At 67.5% G+C, this 21,462-nt stretch carries 22 protein-coding genes and 2 tRNA genes; 4 read left to right on the top strand and 20 right to left on the bottom strand.

What is annotated here, in order from left to right; genetic code table 11:
- Window positions 1-126: 126 nt before the first annotated feature.
- A complete protein-coding gene (locus UU7_RS10555) occupies window positions 127-1,374 on the bottom strand; it encodes an MFS transporter (RefSeq protein ID WP_007808105.1) in 1,248 nt (415 codons plus the stop codon).
- Window positions 1,375-1,603: 229 nt separating this feature from the next.
- On the opposite strand from UU7_RS10555, the gene ppk1 reads away from it, so the two are divergent.
- The 3 genes from ppk1 (at window position 1,604) to UU7_RS10540 (ending at window position 5,082) form a co-directional block, all read left to right on the top strand.
- Window positions 1,604-3,766, top strand: coding sequence for a polyphosphate kinase 1 (gene ppk1 / locus UU7_RS10550; RefSeq protein WP_040673282.1), 2,163 nt, complete (start codon window positions 1,604-1,606; stop codon window positions 3,764-3,766).
- An 81-nt stretch (window positions 3,767-3,847) separates the two neighbouring features.
- Window positions 3,848-4,822 (top strand): alpha/beta hydrolase fold domain-containing protein, encoded by a 975-nt coding sequence (locus tag UU7_RS10545; RefSeq protein WP_157582150.1) that lies wholly within the window; start codon window positions 3,848-3,850, stop codon window positions 4,820-4,822.
- A gap of 56 nt (window positions 4,823-4,878) precedes the next feature.
- Window positions 4,879-5,082, top strand: a complete 204-nt coding sequence (locus tag UU7_RS10540; RefSeq protein ID WP_007808100.1) for a hypothetical protein — start codon at window positions 4,879-4,881, stop codon at window positions 5,080-5,082.
- Between the two features lie 53 nt (window positions 5,083-5,135).
- Here UU7_RS10540 and UU7_RS10535 read toward each other — a convergent pair.
- Window positions 5,136-5,211 (bottom strand) — tRNA-Ala (locus UU7_RS10535).
- A 179-nt stretch (window positions 5,212-5,390) separates the two neighbouring features.
- The gene (rnd, locus tag UU7_RS10530; protein WP_007808098.1) at window positions 5,391-6,506 is read right to left on the bottom strand and encodes a ribonuclease D; all 1,116 of its coding nucleotides are present in this window, start codon (window positions 6,504-6,506) and stop codon (window positions 5,391-5,393) included.
- A 109-nt stretch (window positions 6,507-6,615) separates the two neighbouring features.
- Between rnd and UU7_RS10525 the strand changes: the two genes are divergently transcribed.
- Complete coding sequence (locus UU7_RS10525) at window positions 6,616-8,553, top strand: formylglycine-generating enzyme family protein (protein WP_007808096.1); 1,938 nt, start codon at window positions 6,616-6,618, stop codon at window positions 8,551-8,553.
- Window positions 8,554-8,592: 39 nt separating this feature from the next.
- On the opposite strand, the gene UU7_RS10520 is transcribed toward UU7_RS10525, so the two are convergent.
- From UU7_RS10520 to phaR, 17 genes are all read right to left on the bottom strand, one after another.
- Window positions 8,593-8,678, bottom strand: a tRNA-Leu gene (locus UU7_RS10520).
- Window positions 8,679-8,705: 27 nt separating this feature from the next.
- Complete coding sequence (locus UU7_RS10515; RefSeq protein WP_007808094.1) at window positions 8,706-9,287, bottom strand: cysteine dioxygenase family protein; 582 nt, start codon at window positions 9,285-9,287, stop codon at window positions 8,706-8,708.
- 48 nt (window positions 9,288-9,335) lie between these two features.
- A complete protein-coding gene (metX, locus tag UU7_RS10510) occupies window positions 9,336-10,460 on the bottom strand; it encodes a homoserine O-acetyltransferase MetX (protein WP_007808092.1) in 1,125 nt (374 codons plus the stop codon).
- A gap of 2 nt (window positions 10,461-10,462) precedes the next feature.
- Window positions 10,463-11,515, bottom strand: a complete 1,053-nt coding sequence (locus UU7_RS10505) for a tetratricopeptide repeat protein (RefSeq protein ID WP_007808089.1) — start codon at window positions 11,513-11,515, stop codon at window positions 10,463-10,465.
- Window positions 11,512-11,958 (bottom strand): cytochrome c-type biogenesis protein, encoded by a 447-nt coding sequence (locus tag UU7_RS10500; RefSeq protein ID WP_007808087.1) that lies wholly within the window; start codon window positions 11,956-11,958, stop codon window positions 11,512-11,514. The genes UU7_RS10505 and UU7_RS10500 overlap by 4 nt, the downstream gene beginning before the upstream one ends.
- Window positions 11,958-12,500 carry a DsbE family thiol:disulfide interchange protein gene (locus UU7_RS10495; protein WP_007808085.1) on the bottom strand — a complete coding sequence of 181 codons (543 nt, stop codon included), beginning with the start codon at window positions 12,498-12,500 and terminating at the stop codon, window positions 11,958-11,960. Before UU7_RS10495 ends, UU7_RS10500 begins: the two co-directional genes overlap by 1 nt.
- Complete coding sequence (locus UU7_RS10490) at window positions 12,497-14,482, bottom strand: heme lyase CcmF/NrfE family subunit (protein WP_007808083.1); 1,986 nt, start codon at window positions 14,480-14,482, stop codon at window positions 12,497-12,499. Before UU7_RS10490 ends, UU7_RS10495 begins: the two co-directional genes overlap by 4 nt.
- 132 nt (window positions 14,483-14,614) lie before the next feature.
- Entirely contained in the window at window positions 14,615-15,076 is a 462-nt protein-coding gene (ccmE, locus tag UU7_RS10485) for a cytochrome c maturation protein CcmE (RefSeq protein WP_007808081.1), read from the bottom strand.
- Window positions 15,077-15,100: 24 nt separating this feature from the next.
- Entirely contained in the window at window positions 15,101-15,307 is a 207-nt protein-coding gene (gene ccmD, locus UU7_RS10480) for a heme exporter protein CcmD (RefSeq protein ID WP_007808079.1), read from the bottom strand.
- Window positions 15,304-16,062, bottom strand: a complete 759-nt coding sequence (locus UU7_RS10475; RefSeq protein WP_007808077.1) for a heme ABC transporter permease — start codon at window positions 16,060-16,062, stop codon at window positions 15,304-15,306. The genes ccmD and UU7_RS10475 overlap by 4 nt, the downstream gene beginning before the upstream one ends.
- Before the next feature lie 9 nt (window positions 16,063-16,071).
- Window positions 16,072-16,761, bottom strand: coding sequence for a heme exporter protein CcmB (ccmB, locus tag UU7_RS10470; RefSeq protein ID WP_007808075.1), 690 nt, complete (start codon window positions 16,759-16,761; stop codon window positions 16,072-16,074).
- On the bottom strand, window positions 16,754-17,389 hold the full coding sequence (ccmA, locus tag UU7_RS10465; protein ID WP_007808073.1) for a cytochrome c biogenesis heme-transporting ATPase CcmA: 636 nt from the start codon (window positions 17,387-17,389) through the stop codon (window positions 16,754-16,756). The genes ccmB and ccmA overlap by 8 nt, the downstream gene beginning before the upstream one ends.
- Window positions 17,390-17,448: 59 nt before the next feature.
- A complete protein-coding gene (locus UU7_RS10460) occupies window positions 17,449-17,856 on the bottom strand; it encodes a DUF3293 domain-containing protein (RefSeq protein ID WP_007808066.1) in 408 nt (135 codons plus the stop codon).
- Window positions 17,849-19,255 carry an FAD-dependent oxidoreductase gene (locus UU7_RS10455; RefSeq protein ID WP_007808065.1) on the bottom strand — a complete coding sequence of 469 codons (1,407 nt, stop codon included), beginning with the start codon at window positions 19,253-19,255 and terminating at the stop codon, window positions 17,849-17,851. Before UU7_RS10455 ends, UU7_RS10460 begins: the two co-directional genes overlap by 8 nt.
- A 146-nt stretch (window positions 19,256-19,401) precedes the next feature.
- Window positions 19,402-19,677, bottom strand: coding sequence for a hypothetical protein (locus UU7_RS10450; protein ID WP_007808064.1), 276 nt, complete (start codon window positions 19,675-19,677; stop codon window positions 19,402-19,404).
- A gap of 341 nt (window positions 19,678-20,018) precedes the next feature.
- Window positions 20,019-20,780 (bottom strand): acetoacetyl-CoA reductase, encoded by a 762-nt coding sequence (gene phbB, locus UU7_RS10445; RefSeq protein ID WP_007808063.1) that lies wholly within the window; start codon window positions 20,778-20,780, stop codon window positions 20,019-20,021.
- Between the two features lie 125 nt (window positions 20,781-20,905).
- Window positions 20,906-21,403: a polyhydroxyalkanoate synthesis repressor PhaR gene (gene phaR / locus UU7_RS10440; protein ID WP_007808062.1), complete on the bottom strand. Its 498-nt coding sequence runs from the start codon at window positions 21,401-21,403 to the stop codon at window positions 20,906-20,908.
- Between the last annotated feature and the right edge of the window lie 59 nt (window positions 21,404-21,462).

The raw sequence follows: 21,462 nt of genomic DNA, 5'->3' as shown, positions 1-21,462 counted from the left end.
GGCCTTTCTCTTGGGTCACTTTCTCTTTGGCCACTCAAAGAGAAAGTGACTCGGTCGCCGAAGGCGATCGACCGCTCTGCAATTGAATTCAGTTCTTCCGCTTTGAGCCAAAGCGCCCCGCGCGCATCAATCGCGAACCCGCTTCTCGATATTCGGCAGAAACACCGTGATCAGCCCCATCAGCGGCAGATACGCGCACAGGCCATAGACGTATTCGATGCCGTGCGCGTCGGCCAGGCCGCCGAGCACCGCGGCGCCGATGCCGCCCATGCCGAAGGCGAAGCCGAAGAACAGTCCCGAGATCATGCCGACGCGCCCGGGGATCAGTTCCTGCGCGTAGACCAGGATCGCCGAGAACGCCGAAGCCAGGATCAGGCCGATCACCACGGTGAGCACGCCCGTCCACATCAGGTTCGCATGGGGCAGCAGCAGGGTGAACGGTGCCACGCCAAGGATCGACACCCAGATCACCCACTTGCGCCCCACCCGATCACCCACCGGTCCGCCGATCAGCGAGCCGGCGGCGACGGCGAACAGGAACACGAACAGATGCACCTGGGCGCTCTGCACCGACACGCCGAACTTGTGGATCAGGTAGAAGGTGTAATAGCTGCTGAGGCTGGCCAGGTAGAAATACTTGGAGAAGATCAGCAGTCCCAGGATGGCCAGCGCGCCGATGACCTGGTTGCGCGACAGGGCGACCACGTCCAGATGCCGCGAGGGCGACTTGCTGCGTGCCACGTGATGGCGGCCATACCAGCGTCCCACCTGCAGCAGTACCACGATGGCCAGCAGGGCGGCCAGCGAGAACCACGCCACGCTGCCACGCCCGTGCGGCACGATGATCCACGCCGCCAGCAGCGGACCCAGCGACGAGCCGGTGTTGCCGCCGACCTGGAACAACGACTGCGCCAGTCCGTGCCGGCCGCCCGAGGCCATTCGGGCCACCCGCGACGATTCCGGATGGAATACCGACGAGCCGGTGCCGACCAGGGCCACGGCCAGCAGCAGCACGGGGAAATTCGGCGCGACCGCCAGCAATAGCAGGCCGCACAGGGTGAAGCCCATGCCGACCGGCAGCGAGTAAGGCATCGGTCGCTTGTCGGTGACCATGCCCACCAGCGGCTGCAGCAGCGAGGCGGTGAGCTGGAAGGTCAGGGTGATCAGGCCGACCTGGGCGAAGCTGAGATGGAAGCTGCCCTTCAACAACGGATAGATCGCCAGGATCAGCGACTGGATCATGTCGTTGAGCATGTGCGCGAAGCTGATCCCGCCCAGCACGGCGAACTGGGTGGGTTCGCTGGCGGGGATGGAAGTCGAGGATGCGGGGATCGCGGAAGGGGAGAGCGGGGCGCTTTCGACGCGGGTCTGCATGGGCGGTGTTTGACTGGGTGGGGTACGACGCGGGGAGGCCTACCTTAGGACAGCGGCGGCGAACCCGCATGTGCCGGGGGTACCGTGCCGCGTGGCTGTCATCTTCCCGTCAGGCGTGCGCGGCAGACTGAGCCGGGGATGACCCGTCGCGGCCGTCGTCACCCGGGACTCGCCCCCGCCGCGCTACGATGTCCCGACGTATTCCTGCATGAGCCAAGCCGGTGTCACCATGAACAGCCGCCTGATCCACGAGAGCTCGCCGCCCGGCACCGCGACGCCGGCCGCCAACGATGCCTCGACGGCGATCGCGCCGGCGGTGGACCTCGGCGATCCCCGGCTGTTCATCCACCGCGAGTTGTCGCAGCTGCAGTTCAACATCCGCGTGCTGGACCAGGCGCTGGACGAGCGCACGCCGCTGCTCGAACGGCTGAAATTCCTGCTGATCTTCTCGCGCAACATGGACGAGTTCTTCGAGATCCGGGTGGCCGGCCTGAAGGGTCAGGTGGCGCTGGACCACGAGCTGATCGGTCCGGACGGCATTCCACCGAAGCGTGCGCTGGCGCTGATCAGCGAGATTGCGCACCGGCAGATCGAGCGGCAGTACGCGATCCTCAACGAGCGCATCCTGCCGGAGCTGGCTGCGCAGGGCATCCGCATCGTGCGGCGCCAGCAGTGGACGCAGAAGCAGAAGCTGTGGGTGCGCCGCCATTTCCGGGCGGAGGTGGCGCCGCTGGTGACGCCGATCGGGCTGGACCCGACCCATCCATTCCCGCTGCTGGTCAACAAGAGCCTCAACTTCATCGTGCGGCTGGACGGTGTCGATGCGTTCGGCCGCGACTCCGGCCTGGCCGTGGTGCCGGCGCCGCGCGTGTTGCCACGGCTGATCCAGATGCCGGCCGACATCTGCGAGGGCGGCGACAACTACGTGCTGCTGTCCTCGATCATCCATGCCCACGTGGACGAGCTGTTCCCGGGCATGGACGTGCTGGGCTGCTACCAGTTCCGGCTGACCCGCAACGCCGACCTCACGCTGGACCCGGAAGACGTCGAGGACCTGGCGCTGGCCTTGCGCGGCGAACTCTATTCGCGCCGCTTCGGCGACGCGGTGCGGCTGGAGGTGGCCGACAACTGTCCCAGGGACCTGGCCGAGCACCTGCTCAGGCAATTCGGCCTGGCCGAGTCGGAGCTCTACGAAGTGAATGGCCCGGTGAACCTGGCCCGCCTGTTCCGCATCGCCAGCCACGTGAACTACCCGCGCCTGCAGTACCCGCCATTCACGCCGGCACTGCCGAAGGAATTGCGCCACACCGAGGACCTGTTCCAGGTGATCGGTCGCCAGGACGTGCTGTTGCTGCACCCGTACGAGTCGTTCGCGCCGGTGGTGGACCTGCTGCGCCAGGCCTCGACCGACCCGCAGGTGCTGACGATCAAGCAGACGCTGTACCGCACCAACGCGAATTCCGAGATCGTCGACGCGCTGGTCGACGCGGCGCGCGCGGGCAAGGAAGTCACCGCCGTGGTCGAGCTGCGCGCGCGCTTCGACGAGGAGTCGAACCTGAGCCTGGCCTCGCGCCTGCAGCAGGCCGGCGCGATGGTGATCTATGGCGTGGTCGGCATCAAGACGCATGCGAAGATGATGCTGATCCAGCGCCGCGAGGGCAGCGAACTGGTGCGCTATGCCCACCTGGGCACCGGCAACTACCACAGCGGCAACGCGCGCCTGTACACCGACTACAGCCTGCTCACTTCCGACGAGGCCCTGTGCGAGGACGTGCACAAGCTGTTCAGCGAGCTGACCGGCATGGGTACCGTGCTGCACATGAAGAAGCTGCTGCATGCGCCATTCACGCTGAAGCCCCGGTTGCTGGAAATGATCGCCGGCGAAGCGGCGCACGCCGCGGCGGGCCGGCCGGCGCGGATCATCCTCAAGCTCAATGCGCTGACCGAGCCGAACGTCATCCGGGCGCTGTACCAGGCCAGCATCGCCGGCGTGCAGGTCGACCTGATCGTGCGCGGCATCTGCAGCCTGCGGCCGGGCATCGAGGGCGTGTCGGAGAATATCCGGGTGCGTTCGATCATCGGCCGCTTCCTCGAACACAGCCGCGTGTACTGGTTTGCCAACGACGGCGAGCCGCGTCTGTATCTCTCCAGCGCGGACCTGATGGAGCGCAACCTCGATCGCCGCGTGGAGACGGCGTTCCCGATCGAGGGCAAGCGGATGCAGCAACGCATCCACGAGGCACTGCAGCTGTGCCTGGCTGACAACGTGGGCGCCTCCCTGTTGCAGGCTGACGGTGAATACCTGCGCCCGCCGCCGGCCGCGGGCGAGCCGGTGCGCGACATGCAGGCCGAGCTGCTGGAGCGGATCTGCGGCGCCACCACCGGCCATTGATGCCGCCACCCGGCTGTCCACCGTTTCCGTTGCAGCGCGTTGCAGCAGGTGTTTCGCCCTCGACCTGCCGCGGAGTACGTGATGTACCTACTGCCTTCCCGATGGATGCCCGCCGTCGCCACCTTGGTGCTGGCCCTGCTGATCAGCCCGTCGGCCACGGCCGGCAACCTGCGTGATGCGCTGATGCAACGACACGCGACGGCCGGGGCGTCCGTCCCGATCGCGCTGCCGGCAGGCACCCGCGTGATCCGCGACGTGGCCTACGGCAGCGACCCGCGCCAGCGCTTCGACGTCTACGCGCCGGAACATGCGCGGCACGCGCCGGTGATCGTGCTGGTGCACGGCGGCGGCTGGCGGTGGGGCGACAAGGCGATGGCGAACGTGGTGGCGAACAAGCTCGCGCGCTGGTTGCCGCGCGGCTTCATCGTCATCTCGGTGAATTACCGCATGCGCCCGGATACCGCACCGCTTGAGCAGGCCGCGGACGTGGCCCGTGCACTGGCCAGCGCGCAACGACAGGCACCCCGGTGGGGCGGCGATGCGCAGCGCTTCATCCTGATGGGCCATTCCGCCGGTGCCCACCTGGTCGCCCTGATCGGCGCCGAACCCGGGCTGGCAAGGGCGCAGGGGGCGCAACCCTGGCTGGGCACGATCTCCCTGGATGGCGGCAGCCTGGACGTGGTGCAGACCATGCAGTCGCGCCATCTTCCATTGTTCGACCAGGCGTTCGGCGCCGATCCCGCCGAGTGGCGCGCCGCGTCGCCCCTGCAGCGCCTGCACGGCCGCATCGCGCCGTTCCTTGCCGTGTGCTCCAGCCGGCGGGCCGATTCGTGCGCGCAGTCGCACGCCTTCGTCGACAAGGCGCGCTCGTTCGGCAGCCACGCCAGCGTGCTGGAAGAAGACTTGTCCCATGGCGAGATCAACCACGAACTGGGCCTGCCTTCGGATTACACGCTGGCCGTCGAGAGCTTCATGGCCACGCTCGACCCCGCGGTCGCTCGTTTGCTGGACGACCGCGCCGCACGCGTCGCCGCGTTGCCGGTGATCATCCGCTGAGTGCCCGGGCCGCCGAGTACGATGCATCGGCACGCGATGAAAACACCGGGGCTGCCTTGAACGCATCGACACTGTGGTGGGGTTTGCTGTTCGGCTCGATCGGGCTGGGCTTCTTCGTCTACGGCAGAAAGCAGCGGGCCATCGTGCCGCTGCTCTGCGGCATCGCCCTGATGGTGTTTCCGTATCTCGTCAGCGGCACCGCGTGGCTGATCGCGGTCGGCGTGGTGCTGATCGCGATTCCGCGGTTCGTCAGCCTGTGAAGTGGACGCACAAGAAAAAGCCCGCGGAAACCGCGGGCTTTTTGGCGAATCCGTGGTGGAGCGGATGGGGATCGAACCCACGACCTCCACGATGCGAACGTGGCGCTCTCCCAGCTGAGCTACCGCCCCACGGAAGCCGCGAATATTAGCAGCGTGGGTGGGGTTCGCCAAGACCCCGGTTGATGGGCGGCCAGGCGGGGCGATCCATCGAGCCGTGCCAGGCGGGTTTTGCGCAGGCGGGTGGGCACCTTCGACTTCGGCGCTGTGCGCCGGCGCCCAGGGCCAACAGCAACAAGGGCACGTGGTGCTCAGCCCGGCAGCAATCCTGGCAGGTCGTCGTGCAGTACCTCGCGGCGCCAGCCTTCGAGGAAGTCCGGCCATTCGGCGGTGACCACGTATTCCTCCAGCACCTTGCGTGGACACAGCAGGCCGGGCGGCAGGTCGAGTTCGCCGGCGCGGGTGTCGACCAGCTGCTTCATCTCGCCCAGCGCCTTCTTCGCCGCGCCTTGCGGATGGGCCGGGATTTTTGCGGTCGCGGCGATTTCCTCGGCGCTGACGGTGGGCGCAATCAGTTCGAACAGTTCGCTGCGTTGCGCCGAGCGCAGGGCGCGCTGGCCGCGGCTGCGCTGTTCCAGGTCCGCCAGATGGGTCGGCGGCAACTCGGCCAGGTTCAGCGCGAGGTTGTCGTCGAGCAGCCAGGGGCGCGGCACGTCGAGTCGACGCGCGCTGCGGTCGCGCCACAGCAGCAGGCGGCGCAGCAGGGCCTGCCGCTCGGGCGACCATTCGGCGGCGCCACGCAGCGCGCGCTGCGGCTGCGGGTCACCGTCACGATGGCTGGCGCGCTGCTTCAGGCGGGCGCAGTCCTCGGCGTGCCACGCGCTGCGGTCACGCTGGCGCAGGCGTTCGTTCAATTGTTCGTGGATGGTTTTCAGGTAGACCACGTCCAGCGCGGCATAGCTGCGCTGCGACGCGGTCAGCGGACGCTGCAGCCAGTCCGAGCGCGTCTCGCCCTTGTCCAGTTCGTCGCCGGCCAGTTCGGCCACCAGCGCCCGATAGCTGATGCCCAGGCCCATGCCGACAAAGGCGGCGGCGATCTGCGTGTCGAACAGGGTGCGCGGGCCATCGGGCAGCAACGGCGAGAGGGTTTCCAGATCCTCGCTGGCACTGTGCATGATGGTGACGGCCGGATCGGCGCCCAGCAGCGGCTGCAAGGCCGCGCCGATGTCGAAGGCCAGCGGGTCGACCAGGGCGTAGCGGCCATTCCAGCCCAGCTGCAGCAGGGCCAGCTGCGGGTAGAACGTATTGCGCCGCATGAATTCGGTGTCCAGGCCCACGGCGGCGTGTGCCGGTATCGCGGCCAGCCATGCCTGCAGCGCGTCGAGCGTGTCGATCCAGTCGGCGGCAGGGGTTTCAGGCAATGACATCGGTACTCCTTGGAAGACGGCGCAGTGACTCGCGCGGATTGCCCTGTCGGCGGTTTGTGCCTATGGTGAGCAGCGCACGATAACAGGCCGCGCCCAAGGACGCCCATTCATGCCGAACAACGCCAACCTGCAGCGTCAGCGTTTTCTCGGTGGTGCGCTGGGGGTGATCGTGCTGGGGTTTGCACTGACCTATCACTTTTTTCCGCGCCTGTTCCATGTCGATCCGACCCAGGCACCGCGGCGTTCGATGTCGCTGGGCGCCGCGGCGCCGGGCAGCGGCCTGCAGCCGGAGCGCGCAACGGCGATCAGCGAACTCAACGCCGGGCCGCCGCTGACCCTGGCGCCGGCCGCGGTGATCGCCGCGCGCAACAGCGCCAAGGCCGACCTGCCCAGACAGCTCAGCGCCGATCCGCCCGAAGTGGTGGCGCTGCTGGACAAGGCCACCAGGGCGCTGCATGCGGGCGCACTGGCCGGCGGTGAGGACAGCGCTGCGGCCCTGTTCGAGCAGGCGTTGAAGCAGAAGCCCGACAGCCGCCGCGCCGTGCAGGGCCTGTTCGACGTGCGCGCGCGACTGGTGGCGGAGATCGACCAGGACATCGCGGTGGGTGACGTGGACGCTGCGCACGACCTGCTCGACGCCTTGCGCACGCTGCCCAACGCCGAGGCCGAGGTGGCGCAACTGGAAACCGGCCTGCAGACGCTGGAAAAGGTGCGCCCGATGCTGGCCCGGGCGGCCGGCCTGCTGCAGCAGGGCAAGGCCGACCAACCCGACGGTGGCAGCGCGCTGGAGCTGTATCGCGACGTACAGAAGCTGGACCCGCAGAACGCCGTGGCCGAGCAGGGCATCCTGCAGGTGCAGCGTGCGGTGCTGGACCGGGCGCTGGCGGCGGTGGCGCAAAACGACTTCGCCGGTGCCGACCGCGAGCTGGCCAGGGCGCAGCAGATCCGTCCCGGCACCCAGCAGATGCGCGACGTGCACCAGCGCGTGGATGACATGCGCGAGCAGCGTGCCCGCGGAATACTTGCCCAGGCGCATACCGCGCTGGATGCGGGCAACGTGACCCTGGCGACCAGGCTGGCGGGGCAGGTCCGCGCGATCGATCCGGATCTGGCGGCGCTGCCGGCGCTCGACGAGCAACTGGTCAACGCGCGCCTCTACGCCAGCTACAGGCCGGGCCAGGCCTTTACCGACCATTATGTCGACCTGCCGGGCAAGGCGCCCACCATGGTGGTGATTCCCACCGGCAGCTTCATGATGGGTGCACCGGCCAGCGACAGCGAGCGGCTCGCCTCGTCGCAGCCGCAACACGCGGTGACCATCGCCAAGGGTTTCGCGATGGCGCGCAGCGCGGTGACGGTGGCCCAGTTCCGCGAGTTCGTGCGTGCCAGCGGCTACGTGCCCGATTCGATCCGGCTGGGTGGCGCCAGCGTGTACGACGAGCGCAGCGGCGTCCTGCGCGACGACAGCACCGCCACCTGGGAAGACGACTACGCCGGTCGCAAGGCCGAAGACAACCTGCCGGTGGTGAACGTGTCCTGGGCCGATGCCACGGCTTACGCGGCCTGGCTGCAGCAGCGCACCGGCAAGACCTATCGACTGCCCAGCGAAGCGGAGTTCGAGTACGCGCTGCGCGGTGGCACCACGACACGCTACTGGTGGGGCGACGGCGTGCCGTCGCATCCGGTGGAGAACCTGACCGGCTCCGCCGACCGCTCACGCAGTGGCCGACGCTGGAGCAACGCCTTCCGTGGCTATCGCGACGGCCACTGGGGACCAGCGCCGGTGATGAGCTTCGCCGCCAACCCGTTCGGCCTGTTCGACATCGACGGCAACGTCTCCGAATGGGTGGTCGACTGCTGGCACGACAGCTACCTGCGTGCACCGACCGATGGCAGCGCCTGGGTCAACCCCGGCTGCCGCGCCCACGTGCTGCGTGGCGGTTCCTGGGGCAGTTCGCCCGAACAGGTCGAATCGGCCTACCGCCAGGGCGCCAACGGCGACGCCCGCAGCGCCCGCGTGGGCTTCCGCGTGCTGCGCGAGCTGTAGGCATGAAAAACCCCGCGCGAGGCGGGGTGTTTCGAAAACTGGTACCGGTGAGAGGACTCGAACCTCCACTGTGTCACCACAAGCGGATTTTGAGTCCGCCGCGTCTACCATTCCGCCACACCGGCACGTGTGAGCGGGGGATTATGCCGGGTTCAGTGCACGCGGTCGAGTCCCAGCTGGCGCACGTCGCGTCCGTACCAGCGGTCTTCGGGCAGGGGCTGGAACACCGAACAGCGGAGCATCGGGCCGGAATAGATGTGCAGGCTGACGGTGACCGCGTCGTCGCTGGGGTTGCGGATGCTGTGGTATTCGTGTGGCGGGATCAGGCTGCCGGCCGAGCCGGCGCCGGCCTGGATCGAACCGACCGGCTGGAAGCAGTAGCGCTTGTCGTCGTGCTCCAGCAGTTCGTACTGCACGATCTCCAGCGCGCCGTTCCACACGCCCTCGACGCACCACATGCCGTCGTGGTCGTGGATCGGCGTGCCCTGGCCCGGGCCCCAGGTCATCGCCACCACGCAGTAGCCGTGCTCCTCGCTGCGGTACAGCTCGCGCCGCGCGTAGTGCTCGGCATTCGCTTCGAACACGCATTCCGGCAGGGTCACCGACTTGTCGCGGATCATCCTGCACAGGCTGTTGCGCAGGCTGTCGGTGAGCTCGTGGGTGGTCGACTTGGCCACGGCGGCGTCGATGGCGTCGATCAGGGTGCGGCTGCCGGGGAAATCCAGGGTAAGCATGGCGTTCTCGGGGGAAAGCGGGAGCTGTCTAGCTTAGCAGCGCGGCGATCAGCCGGCCGCCAGCCGGTTCAGGAAGCCGCCGATGGCGCGGCTGTAGTTTTCGATGTCGACCAGGAACGCGTCGTGGCCTTGCGGCGAATCCAGCGCCACGAATTCCACCTGTGCACCGGCCGCTTGCAGGCCTTCGGCGATCTGTTCCTGCTGCTGCAGCGGAAACAGGATGTCGGTGCTGACGCCGATCACCATGGCCTGTTCGATGTGGATGCGCTTTAGTCCTTCGTGCACGCTGCCGTGGCCGTATTCGGCGATGTCGAACCAGTCGCTGGCACGCGACAGGTACAGGTAGCAGTTCGGGTCGAAGTTGCGCACGAAGCGCCGGGCGTGACCTTCGAGGTAGGACTCCACCTGGAACTCGCGGCCGAACGGTTCGTCCTCGCGCTGCTCCGGATCGAGCCGGATGCGGGCGAAGCGGCCGTTCCACTCCATCGCCGAGCGATAGGTGATCACGCCGAGCTTGCGCGCGATGCTCATGCCGAGGTCGGGATAACTGCCGCCTTCCGTGGCATGGATGTCGTAGCGGCCGTCGTTGAACTGCGGGTCGAGCCGGATCGCCTCGCGCTGCAGCGAGCGGATCGCGATCGCGAACGGTTGCGCCTGGGGCGCGGTGTCCACGCTGATGTGGGTGCGCACGCTGCCCGGGTGCAGCAGCATGTAGGCCAGCGCGCTCATGCCGCCCATCGAGCAGCCGATCAGGCAGGCCAGTTGCGTGATGCCCAGGCTGTCGACCACGGCGTGCGCCGCGTTGGCCACGTCTTCCAGCGCCAGTTCGGGGAAGCTCAGCCGATAGGCGTCACCGGTGGCCGGATCGTTCGAGGCGGGGCAGGTGGAGCCCTTGTCGCTGCCCAGCGAGTTCACGCAGATCACGAACCAGCGCCCGGTGTCGATCGCCTTGGCGGGGCCGGCCATCTCCTGCCACCAGCCGGGCGAGGGGTCCTCGTCGCATGAGGTCATGTGTGCGCTGGGCGACAGCCCGGTCAGCACCAGCACGGCGTTGTCGCGGGCCGCGTTCAAGTGGCCCCAGGTTTCGTAGGCGACGTGCGCACCGTGCAGCTCGCCGCCGCGCTTCATCGCGAAGGGCGAGGGCAGGTCGAGGTAACGGCGCGCGTCGCCCATCGTCAATGCACCTTGTCGATGCTGATCTTGATCGGCGTCTTGCTGTCCACCGCGACCACGCCAGCGTCGCCTTCCAGGTCGCCGGGCCGGGCCTCGGGCTGGCCGCCGTGGCTGATCCGCGCACCGACGAAGACCTGGGTGACCGAGGACAGCTTGAACGCCGGCGTCATCGCCATCGCGTCGGTCAGCGTGACCGTGGCGGGCAGGCTGGCGGGATCGAGTTTGGCCACCGCCAGCGGCATCGGCGGGCCGTCCGGCGAACGGGCATAGACGAACAGCACGTCGCCTGCAGCCAGCTTGTCCTTCAGCGCCGGCGCCAGCGCCACTTGCACCTGCAGCGTGGCGCCTGGGGGGGCGTCAGCGGGAGTGCTCGACGACGCGCCGGCCGGTGCGCCGCCGGCGCGGGCATCGGCGACGGCGATCTGTTCGGCGACGGATTTGGCCACGGTCGAGCCCGGCTCCAGCTGCGGTTGCAGCAGGCGCCAGGTGGCGGCGGCGTCGCGGTAGTCGCCATTCTGGAAATCGCTGATGCCGAGCAGCCACAGGCCGCGCTGGCTGTCCGGCTGCAGTTTCACGGCGCGCTGGAGCAGCTCGCGTGCGCGACCGTCGATGCGGTGATCGGCCCTCGTCATCGAGTCGTTCTCGGCCCAGCCGATCATCGCCTCGGCGTTGTTCGGCGACAGTGTCAGGGCATGCTCGAAGGCATCGCGCGCATCCGCCGGCTGATGCAGCATGCTGCTGGTCTGGGCCAGCAGCATCCAGCCCTGCAGGTCGTCCGGCTGCTGTTTCAGGTGGGCACGCAGTTCGGTCAGCGCCTGGTCCATGGTGAGCGAGGGCAGTGCCTGCGTGCTGGCGGGGTTCAACGCGTTGGGCGTGCCGACCAGCAGGTACAGCGTGCCGGTGCCCAGCGGCAGCACCAGGGCGATCAGCAGGGCCAGCGCGAACACGCTGCGCGGGCGGCCGGCTTCACGGCCCTGGCGCAGCAAAGGCAACAGCAACAAGGCCAGTGCCGCCGCGACCATCGCCGCGGCAATCACGACAAAAGCGATCTTCACCAGTCGTCCCCGGAATCGGTAGGTGTCTCATCCATGGTGCGGGCGGCACGACTGCGCTGGCGGATCATCACCAGCACCACGCCGGCACCACCCAGCAGGATCAGCAGCGGGCCGAACCACAGCAACGAAGTGCCGACGGTCAGCGGCGGGTCGTACAGCACGAACTCGGAGTAGCGGGCGACCAGGTATTGCCTGATCTCGTCGTCGCTGCGGCCTTCCTGCATCATCCTGAAAATCTGGTTGCGCAGGTCGCGGGCGATCGGCGCGTTGGAGTCGGCCAGTGTCTCGTTCTGGCACATCGGACAGCGCAGCTGGTGGGTGAGGTGCTGGAAGCGCAGTTCCTGCGCGTGATCCTTGAACGGCATCGGCTCGATCGCCTGCGCGCAGGCGAAGCCGCCCAGCAGCAGCGAAGCGACGAGGAATACCCGCAGCAACCGGCGCATCACTGTGCCTCCTTCAGCATCGCCGCGATCGCCGGCTTCAGTTCCTTCGCCATCACCTCGGGCGTGATCGGGCCGATGTGCTTGTAGCGGATCACGCCCTTCGCATCGATCAGGAAGCTTTCCGGCGCGCCGTACACGCCGAAGTCGATCGCGGTGTTGCCCGGTTCGTCGGCGATCAGCAGGGCGTACGGATTGCCGTGCTTGGCCAGCCAGTTCTTCGCATCCGCCGGCGGGTCCTTGTAGTTGTAGCCGACCAGCTGGACGCCCAGGGTCGGCGCCGCGGCGCTCAGCACCGGGTGCTCCACGCCGCATTCGATGCACCAGCTGGCGAACACGTTGAGCAGGTAGGGCTTGCCCAGCAGGTCGGCCTTGCTGACCTTCTGCGCCGGCTCGTACAGCTTGGGCAGGTTGAATTCCGGTGCCGGCTTGTTCAGCAGCGGCGTGGGGATCGCATTCGGATCGTGCTGGGTGTTCCACCAGATGCCGAAGCCGAACAGGCCGACCAACAACATGAAGCCGATGAAAGGAAGCAGGCGGTTCATGCGCGGCTTTCCCCGACCTGCAGCGTGGCGCCGGCGTCGACGACGCCTTCAGCCTTCGCCGCCCGCTTGAGGCGGAAGCGCTTGTCGGTGGCGCAGACCACGCCGCCCAGCATCATCAGCAGGCCGCCGCCCCAGATCCAGCGGATGAACGGCTTGGTGTAGAGCCGCAGCGCCCACGCGCCTTCGAGGTTGTTCGCGTCCATCGGCTCGCCCAGCGCCACGTAGAGGTCGCGGGTGACGCCGGCGTCGACGGCCGATTCGGTTTGCACCTGGCCACGCGGGTAGGTGCGTTTCTGCGGATGCATCACCGCGATCTGCTTCTCGCCCCGGGTGACCGTGACCGTGCCCTGGTCGGCGGTCCAGTTCGGGCCGGTGGTGTGGTGCACGCCGTCGAAGCGAAAATCGTAGCTGCCGATGTGCTGGGTCTCGCCGGGCGCCATGCGCACGTCGCGGGTCACGCTGAGCGATTCGGACAGCAGCACGCCGATCACGAAGATGCCCACGCCCAGATGCGCCAGCAGCATGCCGGCCATCTCGCCCGGATAGCGCCGGCCACGCGGTGCCTCACGCCAGCGCTTGAGCGCATACAGCAGCACGCCGACGACCACCCACACGCCGGCGGCGACGCCGACGATCGCCTTGAGGTTGCCGTCGACCAGGAAGGCCGCGACGATCGCGCAGGCCAGCGCGGCGACGACCACCCGCAGCAGCAGTCCCTTCAGCACCGGCGCGTCGCCCTTGCCCCAGCGCAGGAACGGGCCGAACGGCATCAGCAGCACCACCGGCGCCATCAGCAGCGGAAACAGGAAGCCGAAGTAGGGCGGGCCCACCGAGATCCGGCCCAGGTTCAGCGCATCGCCGATCAGCGGGAACAGCGTGCCCAGCAGCACCATCGCCGCCGCCACCGCGAACATCAGGTTGCCGATCAGCAACACCGTTTCGCGCGACACCACGTTGAACGCCTTGCCGCCCAGCACCTTCGGTGCACGCAGCGCGTACAGCAGCAGCGAGCCGCCGACCACGATGGTGAGGAAGGCCAGGATGAACACGCCGCGGCGCGGGTCCGAAGCAAATGCATGCACCGAGGTGAGCACGCCCGAGCGGACCAGGAAGGTGCCCAGCAGCGACAGCGAGAACGCGAAGATCGACAGCAGGATGGTCCACGCGCGCAGCGAGCCGCGCTTCTCGGTGACGGCCTGCGCATGGATAAGCGCGGCGCCGACCAGCCACGGCATGAAGCTGGCGTTCTCCACCGGGTCCCAGAACCACCAGCCGCCCCAGCCCAGTTCGGCGTACGCCCACCAGCTGCCGGCGACGATGCCGCAGGTGAGGAAGGCCCAGGCCATGTTGGTCCACGGCCGCGCCCAGCGCACCCAGGCCTGTTCCAGCTCGCCGCCGAGCAGGGCGGCGATCGAGAACGCGAACGCCACCGAGAAGCCGACATAGCCCATGTACAGCATCGGTGGATGGAAGGTCATGCCCGGGTCCTGCAGCACCGGGTTCAGGTCCGCGCCGTCACCCGGCATCGGCAACAGCCGGCCGAACGGATTCGACGTGAAGATGATGAAGGCGAGGAAGCCCACCGCGATCAGTCCCATCACCGCGATCACCCGCGAGGCGAACACCTCGGGCAGCTTCTGGCTCAGCGCCGCCAGGGCGATCGTCCACACGTTGAGGATCAGGATCCACAGCAGCAGCGAACCCTCGTGTGCGCCCCACACCGCGGCGATGCGGTAATACCACGGCAGTGCCAGGTTCGAGTTGTCGGCCACGTACTGCACCGAGAAGTCGAAGCGCAGGAACGCCCAGGCCAGGATGCCGAACGCCATCGCCACGAACACCGCCTGGCCGGCGGCAGCCGGGCGCGCCACCGCCATCAGCGCGCGATTGCCGCGCCACGCGCCGACCAGCGGCAGGATGCTCTGCGCCAGCGCCAGCAACAGGGCGAGGATCAGCGCGAGTTGGCCGAGTTCGGGGGTCATGGGTTTGTGCCGGGAATGGGAAATGGGGAATGGGGAATGGTCAAGAGCAAGGCACCCCGCCGCTTCGGCGTACTTCGGTGCAGGAAGTGGCAACAAGAGTTGGCATACATGGCTTTTCCTATTCCCTGTTCTCTATTCCCGATTCCCGGCTTTCTCGATTCCCGGCTTGTCGGCATGCGCCTTGGCCATGGCGTCCTTCAACTCCTTGGGCATGTACGTCTCGTCATGCTTGGCCAGCACTTCGGTGGCGACGAAGCGGGCGTTGTCCATGTGGCCGGTGGCGATCACCGACTGGTTGTCGCGGAACAGGTCGGGCAGGATGCCGGTGTACTCCACCGGCATCGCGCCGCCGGCATCGACCACGGTGAAAGTGACCTTGAGCGAGTCGCTGGAGCGCTGGATCGAACCGGCCTTGACCATGCCGCCGAGGCGGAAGGTCTTGTAGCTGGCCGCTTCGCCCGACTGCACCTGGCTCGGGGTCAGCAGGTAGTTCATGTTGTTCTGCAACGCCAGCACCACCAGCACGGCGGCGACGACGGCCGCGGCGAGGATCGACAGCACGATGGTGAGCCGGCGCTTGCGGGTGGGGTTCATGGGCATGGTCGAAAACCGCCCCGGTCAGGGGGATGCTGGAGTGGAAGGGGGTTTGCGTTCCTGGCGCACGCTCTGACGCGCCAGCCGTGCGCGAAGTTCCCGCAGCACCTGGTGGCGGCGCAGGCGCGGCGCGACGGTGTCGGCGATCAGCACGACGAAGAACAGCGCATAGGCCGGCCACACGTAGGCCGCGTAACCGCCCATTGCCAGGAAATGCTGCAGGGCGTTCATCGGTCGGCCTCGCTTTCGGCGATCTGGCGCACCCAGTCCTTGCCGCCTTCCAGGTCGAGCAGGTCGGTGCGCACGCGGCGGAACAGGCTGGCGGCGTAGTAGCACTTGGTGGCCAGGGTCATCGTCAGCAGCGGCCACAGCATGTCCCAGGACATGGTGGACTTGCCGAACACGTTGACCGTGCTGCCCTGGTGCAAGGTGTTCCACCAGTTCACCGAGAAATGCACGATCGGCACGTTGATGACGCCGACGATGGCGAGGAAGGCGGCGGCGCGGGCGCCCTGGCGGCGATCCTCGAATGCGTGGTACAGGCCGATCACGCCCAGGAACAGGAACAGCAGCACCAGTTCGGAGGTGAGCCGCGCATCCCAGGTCCACCAGGTGCCCCACATCGGCTTGCCCCACAGCGAACCGGTGACCAGGGTGATGAAGGTGAACGCCGCGCCGATCGGCGCCGACTGCATCGCCACGACCTCGGCCAGCTTGATCCGCCAGACCAGCGCGATGAACCCGGCCACGCCCATCACCGCATAGATGAACATGCCCATCCACGCGCTGGGCACGTGGATGAAGATGATCCGGTAGGCATCGCCCTGCTGGTAGTCGGCCGGGGCCAGCACCAGGCCGCCGTACAGGGCCACCGCGCCCAGCAGCAGGGCCAGCGTCATCGCCCATGGCTGCAGCGTTCCGGCGAAGCGGTAGAAGGTTGGCGGCGAGCTCAGCCGGTGCAACCAGAGCGGAATCCAGTTAGACATGGTGAATCGTCATGCGTCCAGGGCAATACGGAGGGCGGCGGCGCAGGCCAGCGGCGCCAGCACCACGGCCAGCGCCAGCGAGGCAGCGAGCCAGGCGATCGGTGCAAGCCACGGCAAACCCTGTTGGGCCGCCGCCACGGCACCGGCGGCGAAGATCACGGCCGGTACGCACAAAGGCAGCAACATCAGGGCCAGCAGCATACCAGAGCGCCGGGTGCCGGCCGTCAGCGCCACCAGCACCGCACCCAGCAGACTCAGCAGCGGCGTGGCCAGCAGCAGGGCCAGCAACAGCACGGGAATCACCGCGCCGGGCAGGTGCAGCATCGCGGCCATCAGCGGCGCAATCACGATCAGCGGCAGTGCGGTGGTGATCCAGTGCGCAAGGATTTTCATGCCCAGCAGCAGCGCCAGCGGCTGCGGCGCCAGCACCAGCTGTTCCAGCGAGCCGTCCTCGATGTCGCTGGAGAACATCGCATCCAGCGCCAGCAGCATCGCCAGCAGCACGGTCACCAGGATCACGCCGCCGGCGATCCGTTGCAGCAAGGTGTCTTCCGGCCCCAGCGCGAACGGGAACAGCATGGTCACGATCAGCGCGTACAGCACCGGCATCGCGATGTCGCCGCGCCGGCGCCAGGCCAGGGTGAGGTCGCGCCGCAGCATCGCGGCGCAGGCGGTGGCAACGCCGGGATGCTCAGCCATGCATGCGGATCCGTCGCGGCTCGCCGCCGTGGAAGCTCACCGTGCCGTGGCTGGTGACCATCGCGGCGCCGCCGGCGGCGGTGTGCTTTTCCAGCAAATGGTTCACCAGGGCGATGCCGATGCGGTCCAGGTTCGCGTACGGCTCGTCGAGCAGCCACAGCGTGGCCGGCAGCAGAACCAGCCGGGCGAGCGCCGCGCGCTTCTTCTGGCCGGCCGACAGGCGCCGCACCGGCTCGTCTTCGTAACCGCGCAGGCCGACGTCGGCCAGCACGGAAGCCATGCCCAGGCCTTCGCGCGTGCCATGCAGGCCCGCGGCGATGCGCAGGTTTTCGCGGGGACTCAGGTCTGCCTTGAGGCCCAGCTGGTGACCGAGGAACAGGATCTGGCCTGCGCACTGGTCGCGCTGCAGCGCCTCACCGCGCCAGAGCAGTTCGCCTCCGCCGCGATGGAGCAGCCCGGCCAGCATGCGCAGCAAGGTGGTCTTGCCGCTGCCGTTGTCGCCCTCGACCAGGGCCAGTTCGCCCGCGTGCAGCTGAAAGTCCAGCGGCGCGAACACCGGTTCGTCCTGGCGATGGAAACTCAGGGCCCGTGCTTGGAGCAGGGGCACGGTGGTGCTGGCGGCAGTCATTCCCGCGATTGTCCGCAATGGCGCCGGTGCTGTCCATGCGGCGCACTGCCGCTGAAGCTTCAGCCCACGGTGCGCAGCAGGGCGGCGCCGGCGGCCTCGCCATGCACATAGGCCAGTTGCCCGTGTGCCTTCGCCAGTGCATCGAGGATGGCCAGGTCCGGACCGATGGCGAACAGGCTGGGTTCGCTCCAGCCGCTGCTGCCCACCCCGATGGCCGGCAGCACGATGGCGCCGGGCTGCGCCTGCAGGGCGCCCAGCAATTCGTGCTGGGCGGCCAGGTTCTCGGCTGGTGCGCGGCGGCGTGCCTGCGGATTCCAGGCGGTGATGAAGGCCCACGAGCGGCCGCCGACCACCTCGGCCAGTGCGGCGGGCAAGGGCAGGTCGACCCGGATCGTGGCCCAGTTCACCGTGTCGATGCACACGTGGTACGCGGTCGAGCGGAACGCTTCGAGCAGGGCCTCATCCATGACGCAGCGCCGGCAGCGGGGGCAGGGTGGAAACAAGCAATTGTGCCGCCGCTTCGATATCGATCGTCGCCACGTCCGGATTCTCGCGCAACAGTTGCTCCAGCAATCGATCCTGGGCGCGGCCGCGTTCCAGCGCATAGGCATAGGGCAGGTGGGTGAAGGTGACCATGCGGTAGCGCGCCATGTAGTGGGCGGGGATGCGGGCGGCCAGCAGCGCGCCCAGTTCGCGCTTGGCGAGGTAGTGCGGGTCGGCCACCGAGTCGCGCATTTCCACGTAGTTTTCCAGCGCCATCGCGGCGATCGCGTCGGCATTCGGCTGGCGCACGCGCTGGAACTCGGCGAACACCTCGGCGCTGTCGCCGGGCGCCGCGGCCAGCAGGTTCGCCAGCACCACGGTGTCCTCGAAGCCGCAGTTCATGCCCTGGCCGTGGAACGGCACGATGGCGTGTGCCGCATCGCCGACCAGCAGCGCGCGGCCGTCCAGATGCCAGCGGTCGAGGTACAGGGTGGACAGCGTGCCGACCGGGTTGTGGTCGAAGTCTTCGGCGAAGCGCGGGATCAGCGACAGCAGCCCGGGGAATTGTTCGCTGAAGAACGCTGCCGCCGCGGTCGAGCCGGGCAAGCTGGCGAAGCTCGGCGCCGCGCCTTGCGCGGGCAGGAACAGGGTGACCGTGAAACTGCCTTCCGTGTTCGGCAGCGCGATGCACATGTAGCCGCCGCGCGGCCAGATGTGCAGCGCATGCGGCTCCAGCGCGTACTGGTCGCGACCACCGCCGAGTTGCTGCAGCGTGGCCGCGAGCTCGTCGGCGGGCGGAATTTCCAGCTCCTTGTAGCCGTGGCCCAATGCTTCGATCCGCTCGCCCAGCGGCGCATGGGCGTTCATCGCCGCGCGCAAGGCCGAGCCGGCGCCATCGGCACCGATCAGCAGGCCCACCGTCTGCTCGCGTTCCACGCCCGCGGCGTCCGCCAGCCGGATGCGCTGCCGCTCGAAATCGACGGCGACCAGGCTCTGGCCGAAATGAAAGGTGACACCCGCCGCCTCGGCCGCATCCAGCAGCAGCATGTTCAGGGCGCCGCGCGAGACCGACCAGATCACCTCACTGTCGTCCACGCCGTAGCGCTGCAGGGCGCTGTGGCCGTCGCGATCGTGCACCATGCGGCCGCGCATCATCACCGCCCGTTGCAACACGTCGTCGGCCAGCCCGGCGCTGCGCAAGGCCTGCAGGCCGCGCTCGGCCAGCGCCAGGTTGATCGACCGGCCACCGAGGAAGCCGGCCAGCCGCGGATCGGGCCGCTTCTCGAACACCTCGACCGCGAAACCGCGTTGCGCCAGCTGCTGCGCCAGCAACGCGCCGACCAGGCCGCCGCCGATGAGGGTGATGCGAGGAGATTGCGTCATGTCAGGTGTCGTCAATGGGCGTGCATTTTTGAACTGACCTGAACAGGAGGCTTTCAGGTGTGGAGCGAAGTAAATCAGAGTCCGCCCGGTTGTGAAGGAACAGCCTGAATGCACGGCCGCAGCAGGATCAAGCGTTAACCCCTGGCTCAATTCGTGGGCTGGCAGAATCGCTGGGTCAAGGTTTCAAGGCTTGGGAGGATGATTCCTTCAGCGCGTGCCGACTCATATTCTTCGGCTAGGTTGTCCATCGTCCCCATATATGAGGACAGCAGGTCGGAGGTATCCGTATGTGCGTCGAATTCTGCGTCCGTGATGTCGTCTTCCCTGCCGTCGCCATGGGCAAGTTCTTGCTTTAGAGCACTTATCTTTTCAGCCAACAAGGGGATGATGACGGATAGGTCGTTTTCGCTTGTGGAACGCATGCGATTTCCTCGTGCCGGCTCAAGAGAAGGAGTGGACAGGCACGTTGAGCTCGACCGCCTTGGCAACGGCGTTCCTGGCAAGCGTATCCAATGCGCCGTGGAAAGCTTCTTGCGTCATCTGGTTCCTGCACCGTATTGACGCGCTGGTCGTTACTGGCCTTGCGGGCACCCCCAGTCACGACTTTTGCAGCTCCGATAGAGATCCAGCTCGATATTCGACATCCGTCCGTGCTCCGAAATCCATGTCAAAGTGGTGTTTCGATCATACATAAAAGCAGCGGATCGGCACACGCGTTGACCTGCCGGCAATCCGGGCAGCTGCGCTGCCGACAGAGGCGTCTTCAGAAGCTCATGAAATACCCGCCGTTGACGGGCAGGTTGGCGCCGGTGATGTAGCCGGCTTCGTCGGCGGCGAGGAAGGCCACGGCACGGGCGATGTCGGCGGGCGAACCAAGCCGGCCGACCGGAATGCCGGCAATGATCTGCGCGCGGATCTCTTCGGATACCGCGGCCACCATCGGCGTGTCGCAATAGCCCGGCGAAACGGTGTTGACGGTGACGCCCTTGCGTGCGGTCTCGCGCGCCAGCGCCATGGTGAAGCCGTGCACGCCGGCCTTGGCGGCAGAGTAGTTGGTCTGGCCGAACTGCCCGGTCTGGCCGTTGACCGAGCTGATGTTGACGATGCGGCCGAAGCCGCGGGCGGTCATCCCGTCGATCACGTTGCGGCACAGATTGAACACGCCGTCGAGGTTCACGTGCATCAGTTCGTGCCATTGCTGCGGCGTCATCTTGCGCAGGCTGGCATCGCGGGTGATGCCGGCGGCGTTGACCACGATGTCCACGCTGCCATGCTCTTGCTCGATGCGCTCGACCACGGCGCGGCAGTTGTCGAAGTCGCTGACGTCAGCCGGCGCGAAGCTGATCGCTCCATCGAACGCGGCCACTTCGTCGTGGAATGCAGCCACGCGCTCTTCGCGCGAAGCGAGGTCCAGCGCGACCACCCGACGTCCCGCGCTGGCCAGCTGGCGACAGATTTCCGTACCCAGGCCGCCGATGCCGCCGGTGACCAGTGCAACGCGTTCGGGAAGGAGGGCAGGGCTCATTGCAGTGCGTCCATGGGAGGATCATGCCGCGGGGCAGCACGTGCTGTGCTGCAGCGGCCGGATCGGATTGGCAGGGTGGTGACAAGCGAACGGCGCGTCGATGCGCGCCGTCCATGGGGTCCGGATCAGCCGGACTTCTTGCCGCCGCGGGCGCCGCCGGGCGGCGTCGGCATGACCTGGGCGGCGGTGTCCATCAGCCCGCGCTGCATCGCCTGGAACGCGGCCATGTTGCGCTCGGTCAGGTCGTTCAGCGTATTCCAGGGAGTCTGTCCCATCAGGCTGTTGAGCTGGCTGCGGAACTGGGTCTGCTGGTCGAGGAAGACCTGCAGGCTGCGCTCCAGGTAAGGACCCATGAAGCCCTGCAGCGAATCGCCATAGAAGCGGATGATCTGGCTGAGCAACTGCGGCGACAGCATCGGCTGCCCCTTGTCCTCGTGCTCGGAGATGATCTGCAGCAGTACCGAACGGGTCAGGTCCTCGCCGCTCTTGGCGTCGCGGACCTCGAAATCCTCGTTGTCCAGCACTAGCTGGCGGACTTCCTCCAGCGTGATGTAGCTGGAGATTTCCGTGTCGTAGAGACGCCGGTTCGGATACTTCTTGATGGTGCGCTTTGTTTGTGCCATGCGGCGAACGCTAGCAGAAGATATTGCGCCGCACCAGTCGACCGGGAGTTTTCATGCTG

Origin of the sequence: Rhodanobacter spathiphylli B39 (genome assembly GCF_000264295.1) — a bacterium.
Lineage (GTDB): Bacteria > Pseudomonadota > Gammaproteobacteria > Xanthomonadales > Rhodanobacteraceae > Rhodanobacter > Rhodanobacter spathiphylli.
Note: the sequence above shows the minus strand (reverse complement) of the source record. Positions and strands in the feature narration are given on the sequence as shown.

Bases quoted from the DNA above. Each gene is read 5' to 3' on its own strand.
- UU7_RS10490 (WP_007808083.1), bottom strand. From the start codon at position 14,482: ATGACCCCCGAACTCGGCCAACTCGCGCTGATCCTCGCCCTGTTGCTG.
- UU7_RS10555 (WP_007808105.1), bottom strand. From the start codon at position 1,374: ATGCAGACCCGCGTCGAAAGCGCCCCGCTCTCCCCTTCCGCGATCCCC.
- phaR (WP_007808062.1), bottom strand. From the start codon at position 21,403: ATGGCACAAACAAAGCGCACCATCAAGAAGTATCCGAACCGGCGTCTC.
- ccmD (WP_007808079.1), bottom strand. From the start codon at position 15,307: ATGAACGCCCTGCAGCATTTCCTGGCAATGGGCGGTTACGCGGCCTAC.
- ccmB (WP_007808075.1), bottom strand. From the start codon at position 16,761: ATGGCTGAGCATCCCGGCGTTGCCACCGCCTGCGCCGCGATGCTGCGG.
- metX (WP_007808092.1), bottom strand. From the start codon at position 10,460: ATGGGCGACGCGCGCCGTTACCTCGACCTGCCCTCGCCCTTCGCGATG.
- UU7_RS10525 (WP_007808096.1), top strand. From the start codon at position 6,616: ATGCCGAACAACGCCAACCTGCAGCGTCAGCGTTTTCTCGGTGGTGCG.
- UU7_RS10475 (WP_007808077.1), bottom strand. From the start codon at position 16,062: ATGTCTAACTGGATTCCGCTCTGGTTGCACCGGCTGAGCTCGCCGCCA.
- UU7_RS10460 (WP_007808066.1), bottom strand. From the start codon at position 17,856: ATGGATGAGGCCCTGCTCGAAGCGTTCCGCTCGACCGCGTACCACGTG.
- phbB (WP_007808063.1), bottom strand. From the start codon at position 20,780: ATGAGCCCTGCCCTCCTTCCCGAACGCGTTGCACTGGTCACCGGCGGC.
- UU7_RS10455 (WP_007808065.1), bottom strand. From the start codon at position 19,255: ATGACGCAATCTCCTCGCATCACCCTCATCGGCGGCGGCCTGGTCGGC.
- UU7_RS10500 (WP_007808087.1), bottom strand. From the start codon at position 11,958: ATGCGCCGGTTGCTGCGGGTATTCCTCGTCGCTTCGCTGCTGCTGGGC.
- rnd (WP_007808098.1), bottom strand. From the start codon at position 6,506: ATGTCATTGCCTGAAACCCCTGCCGCCGACTGGATCGACACGCTCGAC.
- ppk1 (WP_040673282.1), top strand. From the start codon at position 1,604: ATGAACAGCCGCCTGATCCACGAGAGCTCGCCGCCCGGCACCGCGACG.
- UU7_RS10450 (WP_007808064.1), bottom strand. From the start codon at position 19,677: ATGCGTTCCACAAGCGAAAACGACCTATCCGTCATCATCCCCTTGTTG.
- UU7_RS10495 (WP_007808085.1), bottom strand. From the start codon at position 12,500: ATGAACCGCCTGCTTCCTTTCATCGGCTTCATGTTGTTGGTCGGCCTG.
- ccmE (WP_007808081.1), bottom strand. From the start codon at position 15,076: ATGAACCCCACCCGCAAGCGCCGGCTCACCATCGTGCTGTCGATCCTC.
- UU7_RS10545 (WP_157582150.1), top strand. From the start codon at position 3,848: ATGTACCTACTGCCTTCCCGATGGATGCCCGCCGTCGCCACCTTGGTG.
- ccmA (WP_007808073.1), bottom strand. From the start codon at position 17,389: ATGACTGCCGCCAGCACCACCGTGCCCCTGCTCCAAGCACGGGCCCTG.
- UU7_RS10515 (WP_007808094.1), bottom strand. From the start codon at position 9,287: ATGCTTACCCTGGATTTCCCCGGCAGCCGCACCCTGATCGACGCCATC.